At 72.4% G+C, this 18,648-nt stretch carries 17 protein-coding genes and 1 rRNA gene; 6 read left to right on the plus strand and 12 right to left on the minus strand.

All coding sequences use genetic code 11. From position 1 onward, the window contains the following. Positions 1-3: 3 nt before the first annotated feature. A complete protein-coding gene (locus ACIO9J_RS40945; protein ID WP_402010511.1) occupies positions 4-1,140 on the minus strand; it encodes a glycosyltransferase family 4 protein in 1,137 nt (378 codons plus the stop codon). A gap of 623 nt (positions 1,141-1,763) precedes the next feature. Beyond that, complete coding sequence (gene recN, locus ACIO9J_RS40950; protein WP_402010550.1) at positions 1,764-3,491, minus strand: DNA repair protein RecN; 1,728 nt, start codon at positions 3,489-3,491, stop codon at positions 1,764-1,766. 269 nt (positions 3,492-3,760) lie between these two features. On the opposite strand from recN, the gene ACIO9J_RS40955 reads away from it, so the two are divergent. Then, on the plus strand, positions 3,761-5,119 hold the full coding sequence (locus ACIO9J_RS40955; protein WP_402010513.1) for an FtsX-like permease family protein: 1,359 nt from the start codon (positions 3,761-3,763) through the stop codon (positions 5,117-5,119). Between the two features lie 9 nt (positions 5,120-5,128). Here the strand turns inward: ACIO9J_RS40955 and ACIO9J_RS40960 are convergent, their stop codons facing one another. The 3 genes from ACIO9J_RS40960 to ACIO9J_RS40970 are packed head-to-tail and all read right to left on the minus strand — an operon-like array spanning position 5,129 to position 7,171. Further along, positions 5,129-6,034: an NAD kinase gene (locus ACIO9J_RS40960; RefSeq protein WP_384555101.1), complete on the minus strand. Its 906-nt coding sequence runs from the start codon at positions 6,032-6,034 to the stop codon at positions 5,129-5,131. A gap of 11 nt (positions 6,035-6,045) precedes the next feature. Further along, a complete protein-coding gene (locus ACIO9J_RS40965; RefSeq protein ID WP_402010515.1) occupies positions 6,046-6,861 on the minus strand; it encodes a TlyA family RNA methyltransferase in 816 nt (271 codons plus the stop codon). A gap of 7 nt (positions 6,862-6,868) precedes the next feature. Then, entirely contained in the window at positions 6,869-7,171 is a 303-nt protein-coding gene (locus ACIO9J_RS40970) for a hypothetical protein (RefSeq protein WP_402010517.1), read from the minus strand. Between the two features lie 42 nt (positions 7,172-7,213). Between ACIO9J_RS40970 and ACIO9J_RS40975 the strand changes: the two genes are divergently transcribed. Then, on the plus strand, positions 7,214-7,561 hold the full coding sequence (locus ACIO9J_RS40975; RefSeq protein WP_402010519.1) for an alkyl sulfatase C-terminal domain-containing protein: 348 nt from the start codon (positions 7,214-7,216) through the stop codon (positions 7,559-7,561). Between the two features lie 55 nt (positions 7,562-7,616). On the opposite strand, the gene ACIO9J_RS40980 is transcribed toward ACIO9J_RS40975, so the two are convergent. From ACIO9J_RS40980 to ACIO9J_RS40990, 3 genes are read right to left on the minus strand one after another with little or no spacing between them, the layout of a single operon-like run. Continuing rightward, positions 7,617-8,471, minus strand: a complete 855-nt coding sequence (locus tag ACIO9J_RS40980) for an ABC transporter ATP-binding protein (protein ID WP_402010521.1) — start codon at positions 8,469-8,471, stop codon at positions 7,617-7,619. 35 nt (positions 8,472-8,506) lie between these two features. Further along, a complete protein-coding gene (locus ACIO9J_RS40985; protein ID WP_402010522.1) occupies positions 8,507-9,535 on the minus strand; it encodes a FecCD family ABC transporter permease in 1,029 nt (342 codons plus the stop codon). Continuing rightward, positions 9,532-10,575 carry a FecCD family ABC transporter permease gene (locus ACIO9J_RS40990; RefSeq protein WP_402010524.1) on the minus strand — a complete coding sequence of 348 codons (1,044 nt, stop codon included), beginning with the start codon at positions 10,573-10,575 and terminating at the stop codon, positions 9,532-9,534. Before ACIO9J_RS40990 ends, ACIO9J_RS40985 begins: the two co-directional genes overlap by 4 nt. Positions 10,576-10,628: 53 nt before the next feature. Between ACIO9J_RS40990 and ACIO9J_RS40995 the strand changes: the two genes are divergently transcribed. Genes ACIO9J_RS40995 through ACIO9J_RS41005 form a run of 3 tightly spaced genes read left to right on the plus strand, consistent with a single transcriptional unit; the run spans position 10,629 to position 13,557 of the window. Then, entirely contained in the window at positions 10,629-11,684 is a 1,056-nt protein-coding gene (locus ACIO9J_RS40995; protein WP_402010526.1) for an ABC transporter substrate-binding protein, read from the plus strand. Then, complete coding sequence (locus ACIO9J_RS41000) at positions 11,684-12,727, plus strand: ABC transporter substrate-binding protein (RefSeq protein WP_402010528.1); 1,044 nt, start codon at positions 11,684-11,686, stop codon at positions 12,725-12,727. Before ACIO9J_RS40995 ends, ACIO9J_RS41000 begins: the two co-directional genes overlap by 1 nt. Continuing rightward, complete coding sequence (locus ACIO9J_RS41005; RefSeq protein WP_402010530.1) at positions 12,724-13,557, plus strand: siderophore-interacting protein; 834 nt, start codon at positions 12,724-12,726, stop codon at positions 13,555-13,557. Before ACIO9J_RS41000 ends, ACIO9J_RS41005 begins: the two co-directional genes overlap by 4 nt. A gap of 62 nt (positions 13,558-13,619) precedes the next feature. Here the strand turns inward: ACIO9J_RS41005 and ACIO9J_RS41010 are convergent, their stop codons facing one another. Continuing rightward, a complete protein-coding gene (locus tag ACIO9J_RS41010; RefSeq protein ID WP_402010531.1) occupies positions 13,620-14,672 on the minus strand; it encodes an HAD hydrolase-like protein in 1,053 nt (350 codons plus the stop codon). 72 nt (positions 14,673-14,744) lie between these two features. Here ACIO9J_RS41010 and ACIO9J_RS41015 point away from each other — a divergent pair, with 72 nt between their 5' ends. Beyond that, the gene (locus tag ACIO9J_RS41015) at positions 14,745-16,022 is read left to right on the plus strand and encodes a DUF1015 domain-containing protein (protein ID WP_402010533.1); all 1,278 of its coding nucleotides are present in this window, start codon (positions 14,745-14,747) and stop codon (positions 16,020-16,022) included. Positions 16,023-16,116: 94 nt separating this feature from the next. Here the strand turns inward: ACIO9J_RS41015 and ACIO9J_RS41020 are convergent, their stop codons facing one another. The 3 genes from ACIO9J_RS41020 to rrf form a co-directional block, all read right to left on the minus strand. Next, positions 16,117-16,935 (minus strand): hypothetical protein, encoded by an 819-nt coding sequence (locus ACIO9J_RS41020; protein WP_402010552.1) that lies wholly within the window; start codon positions 16,933-16,935, stop codon positions 16,117-16,119. Continuing rightward, positions 16,827-18,227, minus strand: a complete 1,401-nt coding sequence (locus ACIO9J_RS41025) for a hypothetical protein (protein WP_402010553.1) — start codon at positions 18,225-18,227, stop codon at positions 16,827-16,829. The genes ACIO9J_RS41020 and ACIO9J_RS41025 overlap by 109 nt, the downstream gene beginning before the upstream one ends. A gap of 93 nt (positions 18,228-18,320) precedes the next feature. Beyond that, positions 18,321-18,437: ribosomal RNA gene (gene rrf / locus ACIO9J_RS41030) — 5S ribosomal RNA — on the minus strand. Between the last annotated feature and the right edge of the window lie 211 nt (positions 18,438-18,648).

Consider the following 18,648-nt stretch of genomic DNA (forward strand, 5'->3'; position numbering starts at 1 on the left):
GCCTCAGCTGTACGGCACGGGCTGCGTCAACTCGTCGTACACGCTGAGCACCTGGGTGACGGTGTCGTCCTCGGTCGGCCAGGTGGCGATCTGCGCGTCGCCCCTGTCCTTCAGCTCGTCCCTGCGCACCGGATCGGCCAGCAGGCGTGCCACAGCGGTGCCGAGGGCCTCCGCGTCGCCGTACGGGACGAGCTCGGCGGCGTCGCCGACCAGTTCGGGGATGCCGCCCACGGCGGTCGCCACGAGCGGCACGCGCGCGTGCAGGGCCTCCTGGGCGAGCACGGAACGGGACTCCCAGCTGCCCGGCACCACCGCGAGATCGGCGGCCGCGAGCAGCTCGGGCACGTCGTCGCGCCGCCCCACCAGCCGGGCGGGCAGCCCCTCGGCCTCGATGCGCCGTTGCAGGGCGCCCCGTTCGGGCCCCTCCCCCGCGACGACGAGCAGCGGCAGCGGATCCAGGTGCCGCCAGCCTCGGGTGGCGTCCAGGAGGTGGTCGTAGCCGCGGTGCCGTTCGAGCGCGCCGACGGCCAGGATCAACGGGCGGTCCACGGCGCCGAGTTCGGCACGGGCCTTGTGCAGGAGGCCGTCCGGTTCCTCGGGTGGTCCCGTCCTGCGCGGCGGGGGCAGCGCGACGGCCGCGAGCCTGGCGTCGCGGGCGCCCCTGCTGCGGGCCCGGTCCACGAGGTCGGACGAGGTGCCGAGCACCACGGCCGCGGCCTTCGCCACGCGCCGCTCCAGGAGGCGCAGCACCCGGGCGCGGGAGCCTTCCGCGTGCGAGCGGGTGTGCCAGGTGACGACGAGCGGGGTACGGCGTCCGGTCAGCGCCACGGAGGCGCGCAGGGCTGCGTGCAGTCCGTGCGCGTGCACGAGGTCGGCCTCGGCGCAGGCCGCGCGCAGGGCGGCGACGGACGCGGGGTCACCGCTGCGCGGCACCGGGACGTGCCGGGCGCCGGTGGCCGCGAAGTCGTACGCGCGGGCGGCCTCTTCGGGGGCGCACACGGTGACCCGTACGCCCCGGGCGGCAAGTCCCGCCGCCAGCGATCTGACATGCGCGCTGCTGCCCGCGCTGCCGCCGCCGAGGACTTGAACGGTGTGCAGCGACGTCTGTCCGTGCGGCGAGTGGCTGCTCACGTGGCTCACGTGGCCGGGGCTCCTGAGTCTGCGTCGGTAGGTGCTCGGGCGGGTCGGGCAGATGCTGCGCCAAGGATGCCAGTCCGCACGGGCGTTCCGGCACCGCCGAAAGGTCACTTCCACGTTTGAACGGGCAACTCCCAGTTAGCTATCACCCACACGGGTGAATCTGTTGCCTTTGTGGGTGGCCTGTAGGGGCCGGTGGCTCCTGTCTCGCCGGGTGTGCGTCGTGGGGCGGGGCCGCGGCGGTATGTCCGTCCTCGCTATCCCGGTGAGCCGCCACCCTCATGCACCTCGGCACGCGGCCCTCTGTGCTCCGGGCAGACATACCGCCACGTCCCCTCAGGCCGTCTCGCGACTGCGGACCGGTGGGACAGCGGCACGGTCCGGGTGCATGTGGGGCGACCCCCACCGGCCGACGGCCGCGCAGCCGTCCCGAGGGGACGTGGGGGTATGTGCGCACGGAGCACAAGCGGCCACCGAGGCAAGGAAGCAAGTCCAAGTGAGCCCCGCCCCGGGATAGCGAGTACGTACATACCCCCACGGCCCCGCCCCACAGACGAACCCCGCGCACCAGCCCACCCAGACCCGCAGACAATCCCCGCCCCGGCCCGCGCCCAGCGACCCGCCCCCTACCCGTCCCCCCGAGCCGTCGCCAACAGCTCCTCCGCATGCGCCCGCGCCGTCTCCGAGTCCTCCTGGCCCGCCAGCATCCGCGAGAGCTCCCGTACCCGGTCCTCCCCCTCCAGCACCTGGACCCCGGACCGCGTCACCATTCCGTCGTTCGTCTTCTCCACCAGCAGCTGCCGGTCGGCGAACGCCGCCACCTGGGGCAGGTGCGTGACGACCACGACCTGGGCGGACTTGGCCAGGCGTGCGAGGCGTCGGCCGATCTCGACCGCCGCCTTGCCGCCTACCCCCGCGTCGACCTCGTCGAACAGATACGTCGGCACCGGATCCGTACCGGCGAAGACGACCTCGACCGCGAGCATCACGCGCGACAGCTCACCGCCCGACGCCCCCTTGGCGATGGGCCGCGGCGGCGCGCCCGGATGCGGGGCGAGCAGGAGCTCGACCTCGTCGACGCCCGCGGGCCCGTACGCGACCGTGCGGTCACCGACGACCACCCCGTCCCCGCCGTCGGCAACCTCCGTGGCGCTGATGGCGATCGACACGCGCGCGTGCGGCATCGCGAGGGAGGCCAGTTCCTCCGTGACCGCCGCGGCGAACCGCGACGCCGCTTCCTGCCGCGCGTCGGTCAACGCCGCGGCGAGCCCGGCGAGTTCGGCCCGCAGCGCGTCCCGCTCGGCCGTCAGGTCGCCCAACCGGTCGTCGTCGCCCTCCAGTTCGCCGAGGCGCGCGGACCCCTCCTCCGCCCAGGAGAGGACGGCGTCGACGTCCGCGCCGTACTTCCGGGTGAGCTGGGTCAGCGCGGCCCGCCGCTCCTCCACGGCCGCCAGGCGCAGCGGGTCGGCGTCGAGGTCGTCCGCGTATCCGGCGAGCTCGCCCGCGACGTCGCCGAGCAGGATCCCGATCTCGCCGAGCCGGTCGGCGAGCGCGGACAGCGCGGGGTCGTGGGAGCGGACGGCTTCGAGGGCCCGTGAGGCGCCCGCCACCAGGGTGGTGGCGTCGACGCCCTCGGGGTCCTCCGGATTGCCCGCGAGGGCGGCGTGCGCGGACGTGGCGGCGGAGGCGAGGGCCTCCGCGTGGCCGAGCCGCTCCGCCTCGCCCGCCAGTTCGACGTCCTCGCCGGCGCGCGGCTCGACGCCGGCGATCTCGTCGAGGCCGAAACGCAGCAGATCCGCTTCCTGGGCCCGTTCACGCGCGCGCGTGGTGATCTCGTCGACCTCGGTGGTGACGGCCCGCAGCCTGCGGTAGGCGGCCGTGTACTTGGCCAGCGGCACGGCGACGGCGTCGCCCGCGTACCGGTCGAGGGCGCCGCGCTGTCTGGCGGGCTTGAGCAGCCCCTGCTGGTCGGTCTGGCCGTGCACGGCGACGAGGTCGTCGGCGAGTTCGGACAGCAGGCCGACCGGCACCGAACGCCCGCCGAGATGCGCGCGCGAGCGCCCCTCGGCGGAAACGGTACGGCTGATGAGCAGCGCTCCGTCGTCGAGTTCGGCCCCGGCCTCCTCCGCGCGGACGACCGCCGAGGCACCGTCGGGCACGCTGATGCGCCCCTCCACCACCGCCGACTTCGCGCCGATCCGCACCAGGGCGGGATCAGCGCGCCCGCCGAGCAGCAGGCCCAGGCTCGTGACCACCATCGTCTTGCCCGCACCCGTCTCACCCGTCACGGCGGTGAAACCTGGTGACAGCTCGACGACCGCGTCGTCGATGACTCCGAGCGACCGTATCCGCATCTCCTCCAACACGGACAAGACCTTACGAGGTCAGGGACCCGGTGTGCGACGGGCCCTGGCCTCCTTCCGCGAAGACGCAGGTGGCGGCGGCGCACCCCGGGGCGCTGTCACTCGCGGGAGTGGGCGCCTGGTGGGCGCCCCCGGGGCCGCCGAACGGCCAGGGCTCGCGCCGCGTCGCCGGGCCCCGGCACGCGGTGGGGTTAACCCCCCAAAGATCCACCGGCCCGCCACATGGCCCTCACCCGCCGCCGAGCAGGACCATGATCCACATGGCAACAGGACTGGCACGAGCCGCTCTCAGCGCACACCGACCGGCCTTCGTGGGCACGGCGGTGGCCGCGCTCTTCGCCGCGACCGTGGTGAGCGCGTCCACGATGATGCTCGCCGCGACGGGCTCGGGAGCCACCGAGGGGCTTTCCGCGGCCGCCCGCGCGCGGATCGCGGAGAACGGCGTGGGCGACATGGCGGTCGTCCTGCTGATCGGTTCGATCTACATGTCGATATTCGTGGTCGCGTCGACGATGGGCACGGCCGTGGCACAGCAGCACCGCGAGCTGGCCATGGTCCGCTCGATCGGCGCCCGGCCGCGCCAGGTCCGCCGTGCCGTGGCGGTCCAGGCGCTCGGCGCGTCGGTCCCCGCCGCCCTCGTCGGCTTCGCCCTGGGCGGTCTCGCGGCCCGCTGGTGGCACGCGGGGATGGTCTCGCACGGGCTGCTGCCCGCCGAGGCCGTCTTCCGCTTCAGCTGGCTCGCGCTGCCCGTGTGCGTCGGCGTGGCCGTGGTGACGACGACCATCGCCGCGTTCCTCTCCGCGCTGCGCTTCTCCCTGCTGCGCCCGGCCCGCGCGCTCGGCGAGGCGGCGACCGGACGGCGCGGCCTCGGGTTCCTGCGCGCGCCGCTCGGGGTGATCGCGATCGCGGGGGCGTGCGTGGTCGCCGTACTCCTGTCGAAGCAGCCGGCGGACGAGGCGGGCGAGGGCGCGTTCCTCGTGCTGATCCTCTTCTGCGCCGGCGCCGGGCTGCTCGGCCCGCGCATCGTCGGCCCCGCGGCCTGGCTGGTCTCCTCGATGGTGGGCCGGTTCGGCCCGAGCGCGCGGCTCGCGATGCTCAACATCCGCTCGCAGCCCCGCCGGTTCTCCGCCGCGGTCGTGCCGCTCGTCCTCGTCGTGGGCTTCGGGCTCACCAAGATCGGCATGCATACGACGGCACAGCACCGCACCGGATCGGCGGGCAGCCCCGGCGAGGTCTGGCTCGACTACGTGGGCACGGGTCTGTACGCGGGTTTCGCCGCCATCGCCGCGGCGAACACCCTCGCGATGATCTCCTTCGAACGCCGCCGCGACGTGGCCCTGCTGCGGGTCGTCGGCAGTCAGCGCGCGCAGGTGCGGGCGATGGCGGCCTGGGAGGCCGTGGTCGTCGCGGGGACGGCGCTGCTGCTCGGCGGCGCGATCGCGCTCGGCACGCTGGCGCCGATCCTCAGCACCGCGTTCGGCTCCGCGCTGCCGTACCTACCCTGGACCGTGCCGGGCGGGGTCGCGACGGGCACGCTGCTGCTGACCCTGCTCGCCACCGGTCTGCCGGTCCGCGCCGTGATGCGCAAGCGGGCGATCTCGGTGGTCGGCACGACCTGACCCCGAGGGTCAGTGCGGCGCCCCCCGCCACCCGGAGACCGGCAGTGCGAACTTGGCGACAAGTCGATCCGTGAACGAGGCGTGGTGCAGCCGCGCGAGCCGCACCGGCACCTCTCCCCTGCGCACCTCGACCCGCGCGCCCGCGGGCAGTTCGACGGTCCGCCGCCCGTCGCACCAGAGCACTCCGTGCGGCGTGTGCGGCTGGACCTCTACGGCGAGCACCGAGTCGGGCGAGGTCACCAGGGGCTTGGCGAACAGCGCGTGCGCGCTGATCGGCACCATGAGCAGCGCCTCGACCTCGGGCCACACCACGGGCCCGCCCGCCGAGAACGCGTACGCCGTCGATCCGGTCGGCGTCGCACAGACGATGCCGTCGCAGCCGAAGCCGGTGACGGGCCGCCCGTCGATCTCCAGGACGACTTCGAGCATCCGCTCGGGCGAGACCTTCTGCACGGCGGCCTCGTTCAGGGCCCAGTCGCGGTGCACGACGTCGCCGTTGCGGTGCACGACGACGTCGATCGTCATGCGCTCCTCGACCTCGTACGCCTTGGTGACCACCCGGTCGACGACCTTGTCGAGGTCGTCGCGCTCGGCCTCGGCGAGGAAGCCGACGCGTCCGAGGTTGACGCCGAGCATCGGCACCCCGGAGGCGCGCGCGAACTCGGCGCCGCGCAGCAGCGTCCCGTCGCCGCCGAGCACGACGATCAGCTCACAGTCGTCGATGCACTCGGCGGTGGCCTCCTTGACCGTCTCGACCTCGTCGGGCAGCGGCAGGTCGGCGGCCTCCGCCTCGAGGACCCGTACGCCGAGGCCGCTGCGGAGCAGCCCCTGCACGACGAGCTCGGCGCTGCGGATGGCCGCGGGCCGTCCCGTGTGCGCGAGCAGGAAGACGGTACGAGCTCGGGTCTGGGTCACTCGGGTCTGGGTCAACGGGGCCCCTCCGCCACGGCACGGTCAACGTCCGCCGGGTCCAGTTCGGGAGCCCCGGCACGCAGCCACAGAAAGTACTCGACATTCCCGGAAGGTCCGGGCAGCGGGCTCGCGGTCACCCCGCGCACCCCGAGGCCGAGCCCCCAGGCCTGGCGCGCCACCTCGCGCACGGTCTCGGCCCGCAGTTCGGCGCTGCGCACCACGCCGCCGGTGCCGAGCCGGTCCTTGCCGACCTCGAACTGCGGCTTGACCATGAGCGCGAGGTCGGCGTCCGGCGCCGTGCAGCGCACCAGGGCGGGCAGGACCAGGCCGAGCGGGATGAAGGAGAGGTCGCCGACGACCAGGTCGACGGGGATGCCGTCGATGGCTTCGAGCGTCAACTCCCGTACGTTCGTACGGTCCTTCACGGTGACCCGGTCGTCACTCTGGAGGGACCAGGCGAGCTGGCCGTAGCCGACGTCGACGGCGACGACGTGCGCGGCGCCCGCGCGCAGCAGCACGTCGGTGAAGCCGCCGGTGGAGGCGCCCGCGTCCAGGGCGCGCCGCCCCTCGACGACCAGCCCTCGCGGTCCGAAGGCGGCGAGCGCGCCCGCGAGCTTGTGCCCGCCGCGCGAGACGTAGTCGGGGTCGCTGTCGTCCTGCGAGACCACGATCGCGGCGGCCGTCTCGACCTGGGTCGCGGGCTTGGTCGCGACGGTCTTGCCGACCGCGACCCGGCCTGCGGCGATCAGCTGGCTCGCGTGCTCGCGCGAGCGCGCGAGCTTCCTGCGGACGAGCTCGGCGTCGAGGCGGCGTCGTGCCACTCCTGCCACGTTCGGTTCAGCTCCTGTTGTACGAAGGGGTCGGCACCCCGGCGGGCGCCGACGGGCCGGGACGTGCGTCGAGCGCGGTCAGCGCGTCGCGCAGGCCCCGGTGTACATCCTCGTACACCTCGATGTGTCCGTCCGTGGCGAGGTGGTCGGCGTCGCCGAGGCGGGCCAGCTCGGTGTCCACGTCGGCGTTCCCCGTGGGGGTGCGCTCGACGCCGAGCGGGGCCGGGCCCGCGGGGTCGTACGAGGGCTCGACCGCGGCCGGGCCGTCCTGCGCGCCCGCGTCCTGCGGGCCCGCGTGAGAGTCGCTCATGGCACGACGCTACCCCGAAGCGCTGCGGTACCGTCGATCACGATGGCGACCATGGCGGAGTGCCGTACGGCACTCGACAGACTCTCGGACAATCTCGCGTCCGCCGACGGCGACGTGCGCGGTGCCGTCGCCCTGAACCGCTCACTGAGCTGCCACATCACCGATCTCGACGACACCTTCACCGGGCGTCTGGAGAACGGCCGGATCAAGGTGCTCGACACCCACCAGGGGCCACCGCGCGAGAAGGCGGAGATCCGTCTCGCGATGACCGGCGACGACCTGGTGGCGATGGTCGCGGGCGAGCTGAACTTCACCAAGGCGTGGGCCTCGGGCCGGGTGAAGCTGGAGGCCGGCTTCCGGGACCTGCTGCGGCTCAGATCACTGCTCTGAACCCGCGCGGACCACCGCCCGCGCGGACCGCCGGAGCTGCTGGACCGCTGGACCTCTAGACCGCGGCCTTGACCGGCGCCTTGCGCCCCGCCCGCGCCGCCGGGATCACCAGCGGCGTCCCCGTCTCCGGGTCGTCGATGATCTGGCAGCGGATGCCGAACGTCTGCTCCACCAGTTCCGCCGTGACGATGTCGGCGGGCGGGCCCTCGGCGACGACCGCGCCGTCGCGCAGCGCGATGAGGTGCGTGGCGTAGCGGGCGGCGTGGTTCAGGTCGTGCAGCACGGCGACGAGCGTGCGGCCCTGCTCCTCGTGGAGTTCGGCGCACAGGTCGAGGACGTCGATCTGGTGCTGGATGTCGAGGAACGTCGTCGGCTCGTCGAGCAGCAGCAGCGGGGTCTGCTGCGCGAGGGCCATGGCGATCCACACGCGCTGGCGCTGGCCGCCGGAGAGTTCGTCGACATAGCGATCGGCGAGTTCGCGGATGCCCGTCGACTCCATCGATTCGTCGACGATGCGCTCGTCGTCGTCCGACCACTGCCGCAGCAGCCCCTGGTGCGGGTAGCGGCCGCGCGCCACCAGGTCGCCGACGGTGATCCCGTCGGGCGCGATGGACGACTGGGGCAGCAGGCCGAGCGTCTTGGCGACCTTCTTGGCGGGCATCGACTGGATGACGTTCCCGTCGAGCAGCACCCGCCCCGCGGACGGCTTCAGCATCCGGGACAGGGCGCGCAGCAGCGTCGACTTGCCGCAGGCGTTGGGACCCACGATCACGGTGAAGGAGTTGTCCGGGATCTCGACGGACAGCTTCTCCGCGATGACGCGCTGGTCATAGCCGAGGGTGACGTCGTCGGCGATGAGGCGGTTCACAGCAGCACGCTCCTGGTCCTGAGGTTCGTTCGAGGTCTTCATGGTCGCGTCGGAGGTCTCCGAGCGCGTGGGCCGCGTCAAATCCGTCCCGCCTTCCGCTGGGTCACGAGCAGCCACAGCAGATAGCCGCCGCCGAGCACGCCGGTGACGACGCCGACGGGCAGCTGGTCGGCGCCGAAGGCGCGCTGCGACGCCCAGTCCGCGACGATCAGGAGCGTGGCGCCCATGAACATCGCGGGCATCAGGTTCGGCCCCGGCGAGCGGGTCAGGCGCCGGGCCAGCTGCGGCGCGGTGAGCGCGACGAAGGCGACCGGGCCCGCGGCGGCGGTGGCGGCCGCGGTGAGCAGCACCGAGACGATGAGCAGGACGAAGCGGGTGCGTTCGACGCGGACGCCGAGCGCGTTCGCGACGTCGTCGCCCATCTCCAGCATCCGCAGCGGCCGTCCGTACACGAGCACGACGGGCACGAGGACGGCGCAGAGCGCGAGCAGCGGCCAGACCTGGGCCCAGTCGCGGCCGTTGAGGGAGCCGGTCATCCAGACCACCGCGCGGGCGGCGTCGACGAAGTCGGCCTTGGTGAGCAGATAGCCGTTGACGGCCGTCATGAAGGCGGAGACGCCGATGCCGACCAGGACGAGCCGGTAGCCGTGCACGCCCCGCTTCCAGGCGAGCAGATAGATGGCGAGGCCGGTGACCAGACCGCCGACGAGCGCGCCGCCCGCGACCTCGACCGCGCTGCCCTGGAAGAGCACGATCATCGTGAGCGCGCCCGCGGTCGACCCCTGGCCGAGGCCGAGCACGTCCGGGCTGCCCAGCGGGTTGCGCGCGATGGACTGGAAGAGCGCGCCGCCGAGCCCGAGGGCCGCGCCGACGAGCAGTCCGACCAGGACCCTCGGCAGCCGCAGCTCGTTGATGATGAACTCCTGCCCCGCGTCACCGTTGCCGAGCAGGGTGCGGACGACGTCGGCGGCGGGGATCTCGAAGTCGCCGGTGCCGATCAGTACGACGCTCGCGGTGAGCGCGCCCACGAGCAGCAGGACCACGACGAGCGAGGTGCGCGGGTCGATCCGGACGGAGAGGCCGCCCCTGGTGCGTAGCGCCTTCACAGCTGGGCCAACTTCCGCCGACGTACGAGAAAGATGAAGACGGGCGCGCCGATGACCGCGGTCACGATGCCCACCTGGAGCTCCGCGGGCCGCGCCACCACGCGTCCCACGACGTCCGCGCCGAGCAGCAGGACCGGCGAGAGGAGGGCCGAGTACGGCAGGATCCAGCGCATGTCGGGCCCCGTGAAGGAGCGCACGACGTGCGGCACCATCAGGCCGACGAAGACGATGGGCCCGCAGGCCGCCGTCGCCGCGCCGCACAGCAGGGTCGCGGCGGCCATGGACAGGGCGCGGGTGCGGGTCAGATGGGCGCCGAGCGCGCGGGCGGTGTCGTCGCCCATGGCCATGGCGTTCAGCGGCCGGGCCAGGGAGAGCGCGAGCACGGTGCCGACCGCGAGGAAGGGCAGCACCTGCTTGATGGTGTCCATGTTGGCGGAGGCCAGGGAGCCGACCGTCCAGAAGCGCATCTTGTTGAGCGCGGCGTTGTCCGTGATCATCACGGCTTGCAGATAGCCGTAGAGCGCGGCGCTGATGGCGGTGCCGGCCAGCGCCAGGCGCACCGGGGTCGCGCCGCGCGCGCCGCCGAGGATGTAGAGGAGTACGCCGACGAGCGCGGCGCCCACGAACGCGAACCACACATAGCCGCTCAGCGACGTGACGCCGAAGAAGCTGATCGCGGTGACGACCGCGGCGGATGCGCCCAGGTTGATGCCGAGCAGTCCGGGGTCGGCCAGCGGGTTGCGGGTGAGCGCCTGGAGGACGGCGCCGGAGAGGCCGAGCGCGGCACCGGCGAGCAGGCCGAGCAGGCTGCGCGCGAGCCGCTCGCCGACCACCACGTCCCCGTACGTCCCCGAGTCCTGGAAGAGGCCGTGCCAGACCTGGTCCATGGACATCGATTTGGCGCCGACGGCGATGCTCGCGAAGAAGACGAGCAGCAGCACGGCCGCCGACACCAGCAGTCCGATGCTGCGTATCGCGCGGCGCTTGGGTGGCGCGGGAGCGGCTTCCGCGCGGGGTTCTGGGGGACTGTCGACCAACACCAGGTTAGGTTAGCCTACCCTCGCACTGCACTTCGATGAGAGAAGCGCCACCCATGCCCGCGTTCCGTCGCTCCCCCTCGCCTGCCCTCAACCGCCGCGGCGTAATCACCGCCGCCGGCGCGCTCGGCGCCGGCGCCCTGCTCACCGCGTGCGGCGGCGGTACGGAGAAACGGTCCGGCGGCGACGCGAAGGCCTGGAGCTTCAAGGACGACCGCGGCAAGACCGCCTCGACCGGACGGCGCCCCAAGAACATCGTCGCCTACATCGGCGCGGCCGCCGCGCTGCACGACCTCGGCATCGAGTGCACGGGCGTCTTCGGGCCGACCAAGCTCAAGAACGGCGAACCCGACGCCCAGGCCGCCGACATCGATGTCGACAAAGTGACCGTCATCGGCAATACCTGGGGCCAGTTCAACATCGAGAAGTACGCGGCCCTCGAACCCGACCTCCTGATCAGCACGATGAACGTCGCGCCGACCCTCTGGTACGTCCCCCAGGAGTCCGCCGAGAAGATCACCTCACTCGCCCCGAGCATCGGCATCCTCACCGCCAGGAGCTCGCTCACCCATGTCATCGGGCGCTTCACCGAACTCGCCGCGTCCCTCGGCGCCGATCTGAAGGCGGCCCAGGTCACCGCGGCGAAGAAGCGCTTCGAGGCCGCGTCCGAGACCCTCCGCAAGGCGGCCAAGGACGCGAAGGCCCGCGGCGGGATCAAGGTGATGGCGATCGCCGCGCAGGCCCCGCTCCTCTACGTGGGCAACCCCGACGACTTCACCGACCTGCGCTACTACAAGAGCCTCGGCGTCGAGTTCGTCACCCCCGCCAAGGCCGCGAAGCCCGGCTTCTTCGAGGAGCTGGCCTGGGAGAACGCCGACGCCTACGACGCCGACCTGATCCTCGTCGACCGGCGGACCGGCAACCTCCAGCCCGCCGCCCTGAAGAAGTCCAAGCCCACCTGGGCGAAGCTGCCCGCCGTGCGCGCCGGACAGGTCGCGTCCTGGACCAACGAGGCCCAGTTCAGCCACGCCGGATTCGCGCCGCTCATCGAACAGCTCGCCGCCGCCATCACCAAGTCCGAGAAGACCGACCCAGCTGAGAAGGCCGCCTGATGCCCACGCACCATCCCGCCCTGTCCCGCCGCACCCTCCTCGGCGCCGGCGGCGCCCTGGGCCTCGGCGCCCTGCTCACCGCGTGCGGCGGTGACGGCGACTCCGCGTCGTCCGGCAAGGACGGCGGCGCGGCGAACGCGGGCGACGGCAAACCCTGGAGCTTCAAGGACGACCGCGGCAAGACCGCCTCGACCGAACAGCGCCCCGAGAACATCGTCGCCTTCGTCAGCGCGGCCGCCGCCCTGCACGACTACGGCATCGAGTGCACCGGCATCTTCGGCCCCTCCAAGCCCATCGACGGCAAGCCCAACCCGCAGGCGGGCGACCTCGACCTCACCAAGCTGACCAGCCTCGGCAACGAGTGGGGCCAGTTCAACATCGAGAAGTACGCGGCCCTCGAACCCGACGTGCTGATCAGCAACATGTTCCCCGCGCCCGCCCTCTGGTTCGTCCCCGAGGAGAGCAGCAAGAAGATCGCCGCGCTCGCCCCGACCGTCGGCATCGACGGCGCCCGCGTCTCCCTCAAGCAGCCGCTCGCGCGCTACACCGAGCTCGCCGCGTCCCTCGGCGCCGACCTGGAGACCGAGCGGGTGCGCGCGGCCAAGGCCCGCTTCCAGAAGGCCGAACGGACCCTGCGCAAGGCCGCCGAGGCCAACCGCGGCCTCAAGGTCCTCGCGATGACCGGCGACGCCGACCAGATGTACGTCGCCGTCCCCGACTCCTACTGCGACCTCAACTACTTCAAGGACCTCGGCGTCGAGTTCGTCGAGGGCAAGAAGAGCGACGAGTGGGGCTTCTGGGAGTTCCTCAGCTGGGAGAACGCCAACAAGTACCACGCCGATCTGATCATGATCGACAACCGCACGACCGCGCTGCCCCCCAAGGAGCTCGCGAAGAAGCCCACCTGGGCGAAGCTCCCCGCCGTCAAGGCAGGACAGACCGTGGCCTGGTCGATGGAGGAGCGCTACAGCTACGCCGGATACGCCCCCGTCCTCGAGGGGCTCGCCACCGCAGTCGAGAAGTCGAAGAGGCTCAAGCGATGACCACGTCCCCGTACCAGTTCTTCGATGTCCAGGTCCTGCGCGCCGAACACGTCACCCCCGCCATGATCCGCGTCGCCTTCGGCGGCACCGATCTCTCCCGCATGGCATCGGGCGGCCGCGACCAGCGCATCAAGATCTTCCTGCCGCACCCGGGCCAGGACACCCCGGTCATGCCCGACACCGACTCCGGCGACGCGATGGACTGGTACGCCGCGTGGTGCGCACTCGACCCGGACGTACGCGGCATCATGCGCACCTACACCACCCGTGAACTGCGCCGCGGACCCGACGAGTTGATCGTCGACTTCGCCGTGCACGGCGCGACCCCCTCGCCCGGCGACGGCCCGGCCACCAGCTGGGCGCGGACCGCACGGCCCGGCGCCCGCATCGGCGTCCTCGCCCCGGTCGAGGAGGAGAACGGCGCGTACGACTTCCGGCCGCCACAGGACACCGACTGGCTCCTGCTGACCGCCGACGAGTCCGCGCTCCCCGCCGTCGCGGGCATCCTCGAAACGCTGCCGCCCGGCCTGCCCACCCGGGTCTGGATCGAGGTGCACGACCTGGCCGACCGCCAGGAACTGCCCACCAAGGCCGACGCCGAGGTCCACTGGCTCACCGCCGAGGGCGCCACCACGGACGCGATACGCGGCGCCGACCTCCCCGAAGGCACGCCGTACGCCTGGGTCGCCGGCGAGTCCGCGACCGTCAAGGCCGTCCGCCGCCACCTCGTCCGCGACCGGGGCATCGACCGCAAGAAGGTGTCGTTCTCCGGCTATTGGCGCAAGGACACCACGACGGACGAGCTGATCGAACGGGGCGAGGCGGCCTGAGACGAGGCATCGGCGTCAGGGCGGGCGGCAGCCCGCCCTGACGTCACGTCACCTCACGCCGCTCACAGCCCGAGCCGGGACAGCGCCTTGCCCGCGTCCAGCGCGCAGGCGCCGTCCCCGGCCTCGGTCCAGGCCGCCGCGCACAGCGCCCGCAGCCCGTCGACGGCCTCGCCGTCGCCGTCGAGCCCGAGCTCGTCACCCCGCACCGAAGCGGTCCAGCCACCACAGCTGAACCCGCCCTCCACGGAAGCGACTTCGGGCTGCCCGGTGAGCATGCCGCGCAGATCCACGTCCACATACGTCGGCCGGTGCTCGGGCGGCGCGGCGAGCAGCTGCGCCCCGTCCGTGACCCCGGTCAGGACGAGCAGCGAGTCCACCTCGCCGTTGAACGCCCCCTCGATGTCCGTGTCGAGACGGTCGCCCACGACCAACGGCCGCTCGGCACCGGTCCGCAGGATCGTCTCCCGGTGCATCGGAGGCAGCGGCTTGCCCGCGACCTGCGGCTCCGCACCCGTCGCGATGCGTACGACCTCGACGGCCGCGCCATTGCCCGGCGCGATGCCCCGCGCGCTCGGAATCGTCAGATCCGTGTTGGACGCGAACCACGGCAGACCGCGCGCGATCGCGTAACTCGCCTCGGCGAACCGTCCCCACGCCATGTCAGGCCCGCCGTACCCCTGCACGACCGCCACCGGCTCGTCGTCGGCCGACTCCACCGGTTCGAGACCGCGCTCCCGCAGCGCGACCCGCAGCCCTTCGCCACCGATCACCAACACCCGCGCCCCGGCGGGCACTTGCTCGCTCACCAGCCGCGCCGCCGCCTGCGCCGACGTGATCACGTCCGACGCCTCGGTCGGGATCCCGAGCTCCGTCAGATGCTCCGCCACCGCGTCCGGGGTGCGCAGCGCGTTGTTCGTGACGTACGCCAGGTGCATGCCCCCCTCGCGCGCGGTGCCGAGCGAGTCGACGGCGTGCGCGATGGCGTGCCCGCCCGCGTAGACCACCCCGTCCAGATCGAGCAGCGCCGTGTCATAGGCCTCGCTCAGCGCCCGCGAACTGCCTTCGGGCCGCGTCCTGGCACCCCGGTCCGCGCCGCCGTCTGCGGTCTGGCTCATTACACATCGCTCCTCGCTCGATCCCACTCCCCCGATCATCGCTTATGCCACTGACACACATACGATGCCCTAATGAACACAGTGGGTCACGCGGACGCAAACGGCCTCGAACTGCGCCCATTCCGGGGCGTGCGCTACGTTCCCGAACGGGTCGGCAGCCTCGCCGCGGTGACCTCACCCCCGTACGACGTGGTCGTACGGCCCGACGGCCTCCTCCACCTGGAGTCCGCCGATCCGCACAACATCGTCCGTCTCATCCTGCCGCAGGCCACCACCCCGGCCGCCCGCAACCAGCAGGCCGCCGACACCCTGGGCAACTGGCTCGCCGAAGGCATCCTGGCCCCCGACGCCGAGCCCAGCCTGTACATCTACGAGCAGTACGACGGCGACATCCTCCAGCGCGGCATCATCGGCACACTGCGCCTCTCGGAGGCCGCCGAGGGCATCGTCCTGCCCCACGAGGACGTCATGCCGCACGTCGTCGAGGACCGCGCGGCCCTGATGCGCGCCACCTCCGCCAACCTGGAGCCGCTGCTCCTCACCTACCGCAGCGACGGCGACGCGACGGGCGCCCTGGGCGTGATCGAACGCACCGCCCTGCGCGACCCGCTCCTCTCCACGACCACGGAGGACGGCTTCAGCCACCGCCTGTGGTCCGTGACGGACCCGGCGGAGATCGCCGAGATCGCGTCAGATCTCGCCCGCCACCAGGCCCTGATCGCCGACGGCCACCACCGCTGGGCCACCAACCTGCGGCTGCGCGCCGAGCATCCCTCGCCGAGCGCCTGGGACCACGGCCTCGTCCTCCTGGTCGACACGGCCCGCTATCCGCTGCGGGTCCGCGCCATCCACCGCTATCTGCACCGCCTCCCGGTCGCCGACGCGCTCGCCGCCCTCGGCGACTCCTTCCGCGTCCGCACGATCGAAGGCCCCCTCGACCACGCGCTCGACGTCCTGGCCGGGGCCGCGGGCAAGGGCAACGCGTTCGTCCTTGCGGGTGACGGCGCCTTCCACCTCGTCGACCACCCGTCCCCGGACCTCCTCGCCCGTACGGTCCCGGCCGATTTCCCCGAGGCCTGGCGCACCCTGGACGCGACGGTGCTGCACGCCACGCTCCTCGACCACGTCTGGCGCATCCCCGACGACCCGGAGCACATCGCGTACATCCACGACACCGCGGCGACGGTCGAGAAGGCGGAGCGCGACGGCGGCACGGCGGTCCTGATGCACCCCGTCCGCGAGGAGGTCGTCCGCGACCTGGCCCGCCAGGGCGTCACGATGCCCCGCAAGTCCACGTCCTTCGGCCCCAAGCCGGCCACGGGCCTGGTCCTGCGCAGCCTGGACTTCTGACCGCCGGCGCCCGGCGCCTTCCGGACATACGACAACGGGCGGGACCCCCCTTGGGGAGTCCCGCCCGTTTCCGTGTGCGCGGCGTGCCCGGACGTCAGTCCTTGTCGCCCGCGGAGTCCTTGTCCTCAGCGGAGTTCTCGGCGCCCTCGGGGGCGTCGGAGTCCTCGGAGGCCTCCTGGGTCTCCTTGGCCTCCTGGACCTCGGCAACCCCGGGAACCTCGTCGGTCTCGTCGTCACCGAGCGCGTCGACGAATTCGACGCCGTCCAGCTCGGCGAGCCGGTCGGAGGCGTCCGTGGTGCCGTCCTTGTCGGACTCGACCGCCTTGGCGAACCACTCGCGCGCCTCGTCCTCACGGCCCGCGGCGAGCAGCGCGTCGGCGTACGCGTACCGCAGTCGCGCCGTCCAGGGCTGCACGGAGTTCGAGGCCAGCTCGGGGCTCTGCAGCGTGACGATGGCGGCGTCGATCTGATCCAGGTCGCGCCGGGCACCGGCGGCCACGAGCCGCATCTCGACCTGGCTCGCCTTGTCCAGCTTCTGCACCTCCGGCGCACCGGCCATCTCCAGCGCCTTCTCGGGCCGGCCGAGCCCACGCTCGCAGTCCGCCATGACGGGCCACAGCTCGACACTGCCGGTCATGCGCCGCGCGGCACGGAACTCCGCCAACGCCTCGCTGTACTTCTGGTTCGCGTACGCCGCGAAGCCGGCCGCCTCACGCACGGCGGCGACCCTGGAGGCCAGCCGCAGCGCGATCCGCGAGTAGGCGTACGCCTGCTCGGGGTCCTCGTCGATGAGCGTGGCGACCATCACCAGGTTCCTGGCGACGTCCTCCGCGAGCCCCTTCGGAAGGCTCTGCAGCTCCTGCTGGACGTCCTTGTCGATCTCGTAGCCGGTGACGTCGTCCGGGATCGGCAGCCGCCTGATGGGCTCGCGGTCACGGTCGTCACGCCCGCGGTAGCCACCGCGGTCGCCGTCACGACGGTCATCGCGCCGGTCGTCACGGCGGTCGTCACGCCCACGGAACCCGCCACCGCCACCGGGGCGCCCGCCCCGGTCGTCACGGCGCGGCCCACTCCCGCGGTCGTCGCGGCGGTCGTCCCGACCACGGAACCCGCCGCCACCACGGTTGTCGTCACGGCGGTCATCGCGCCCACGGAAGCCACCGCGGTCACCGTCACGACGGTCGTCACGCCCGCGGAAGCCGCCACCGCGGTTGTCGTCACGGCGGTCGTCACGGCGATCGTCGCGGCGGAAGGGCGGGCGGTCGCCGTCACGGCGGTCGTCGCGGCGGGGGCCGCTGGGACGGTCGTCGCGGCGGAAGGCCGGACGGTCACCGTCACGGCGGTCGTCACGACGAGGACCGCTGGGACGGTCGTCACGGCGGAACGGGGGACGCCCACCGCTGTCACGGTCATCACGCCCGCGGTAGCCACCACCACGGTTGTCGTCACGACCCCGGTAACCACCACCACGGTTGTCATCACGGCGGTCGTCACGGCGGAAGGGCGGACGGTCGCCGCCACCACGGTTGTCGTCACGGCGGTCATCGCGCCCACGGAAGCCCCCGCGGTCACCGTCACGACGGTCATCACGGCGGTCGCCCTCACGCCCACGGAACCCGCCGCCACCACGGTTGTCGTCGCGGCGGAACCCGCCACGGTCCGGACGGTCCCCACCCCTGCGGTCGTCGCGGCGGTCATCGCTGCGGAAAGCCGGGCGGTCGCCATCGCGGCGGAAGGGCGGGCGGTCGCCGTCACGGCGGTCGTCGCGGCGGGGGCCGCTGGGACGGTCGTCGCGGCGGAAGGCCGGACGGTCACCATCGCGACGGTCGTCACGACGAGGACCGCTGGGACGGTCGTCACGGCGGAACGGGGGACGCCCACCGCTGTCACGGTCATCACGCCCGCGGTAGCCACCACCACGGTTGTCGTCACGACCCCGGTAACCACCACCACGGTTGTCATCACGGCGGTCGTCACGCCGGTCGTCACGGCGGAAGGGCGGACGGTCGCCGCCACCACGGTTGTCGCCACGGTTGTCATCACGGCGGTCATCGCGTCGGAAGCCGCCGCGGTCGTTGTCACGGCGCGGAGCCCCGCGGTATCCGCCCCGGTCGCCACCGTCCCGGCGGCGCTCGTCGCGCTCCGGTCGCTCGTCGGGAGAGTTGGTGGACATCGGTGACTCCTAGTCTTCGGTACCGCAGTCATTCTCGCGCAGCCGGGATGCCGGCGCGCTTCGACAAAAACAAAAGGACCCCTGGTCCCAGCGTGGACGCTGGGACCAGGGGTCCTCCAAAAATTGTTCGGCGGCGTCCTACTCTCCCACAGGGTCCCCCCTGCAGTACCATCGGCGCTTTGAGGCTTAGCTTCCGGGTTCGGAATGTAACCGGGCGTTTCCCTCACGCTATGACCACCGAAACCCTATGAAATATCCAGCGAAATCGCCGGATCTCAAACAGGGCAGCGAACAAGCACACTTTTCAATTAATTAGTGACGCTGTTCAGCCGACACAACTGTTCGTTGTTTCAGAACAAACACAGTGGACGCGAGCAACTGAGGACAAGCCCTCGGCCTATTAGTACCAGTCACCTCCACCCGTTACCGGGCTTCCAGATCTGGCCTATCAAC

Source organism: Streptomyces sp. NPDC087300, assembly GCF_044744425.1.
GTDB lineage: Bacteria > Actinomycetota > Actinomycetes > Streptomycetales > Streptomycetaceae > Streptomyces.

Bases quoted from the DNA above. Each gene is read 5' to 3' on its own strand.
- recN (WP_402010550.1), bottom strand. From the start codon at position 3,491: ATGCGGATACGGTCGCTCGGAGTCATCGACGACGCGGTCGTCGAGCTG.
- ACIO9J_RS40955 (WP_402010513.1), top strand. From the start codon at position 3,761: ATGGCAACAGGACTGGCACGAGCCGCTCTCAGCGCACACCGACCGGCC.
- ACIO9J_RS40970 (WP_402010517.1), bottom strand. From the start codon at position 7,171: ATGAGCGACTCTCACGCGGGCCCGCAGGACGCGGGCGCGCAGGACGGC.
- ACIO9J_RS40975 (WP_402010519.1), top strand. From the start codon at position 7,214: ATGGCGACCATGGCGGAGTGCCGTACGGCACTCGACAGACTCTCGGAC.
- ACIO9J_RS40980 (WP_402010521.1), bottom strand. From the start codon at position 8,471: ATGAAGACCTCGAACGAACCTCAGGACCAGGAGCGTGCTGCTGTGAAC.
- ACIO9J_RS40995 (WP_402010526.1), top strand. From the start codon at position 10,629: ATGCCCGCGTTCCGTCGCTCCCCCTCGCCTGCCCTCAACCGCCGCGGC.
- ACIO9J_RS41000 (WP_402010528.1), top strand. From the start codon at position 11,684: ATGCCCACGCACCATCCCGCCCTGTCCCGCCGCACCCTCCTCGGCGCC.
- ACIO9J_RS41005 (WP_402010530.1), top strand. From the start codon at position 12,724: ATGACCACGTCCCCGTACCAGTTCTTCGATGTCCAGGTCCTGCGCGCC.
- ACIO9J_RS41010 (WP_402010531.1), bottom strand. From the start codon at position 14,672: ATGAGCCAGACCGCAGACGGCGGCGCGGACCGGGGTGCCAGGACGCGG.
- ACIO9J_RS41015 (WP_402010533.1), top strand. From the start codon at position 14,745: ATGAACACAGTGGGTCACGCGGACGCAAACGGCCTCGAACTGCGCCCA.
- ACIO9J_RS41025 (WP_402010553.1), bottom strand. From the start codon at position 18,227: ATGACTGCGGTACCGAAGACTAGGAGTCACCGATGTCCACCAACTCTC.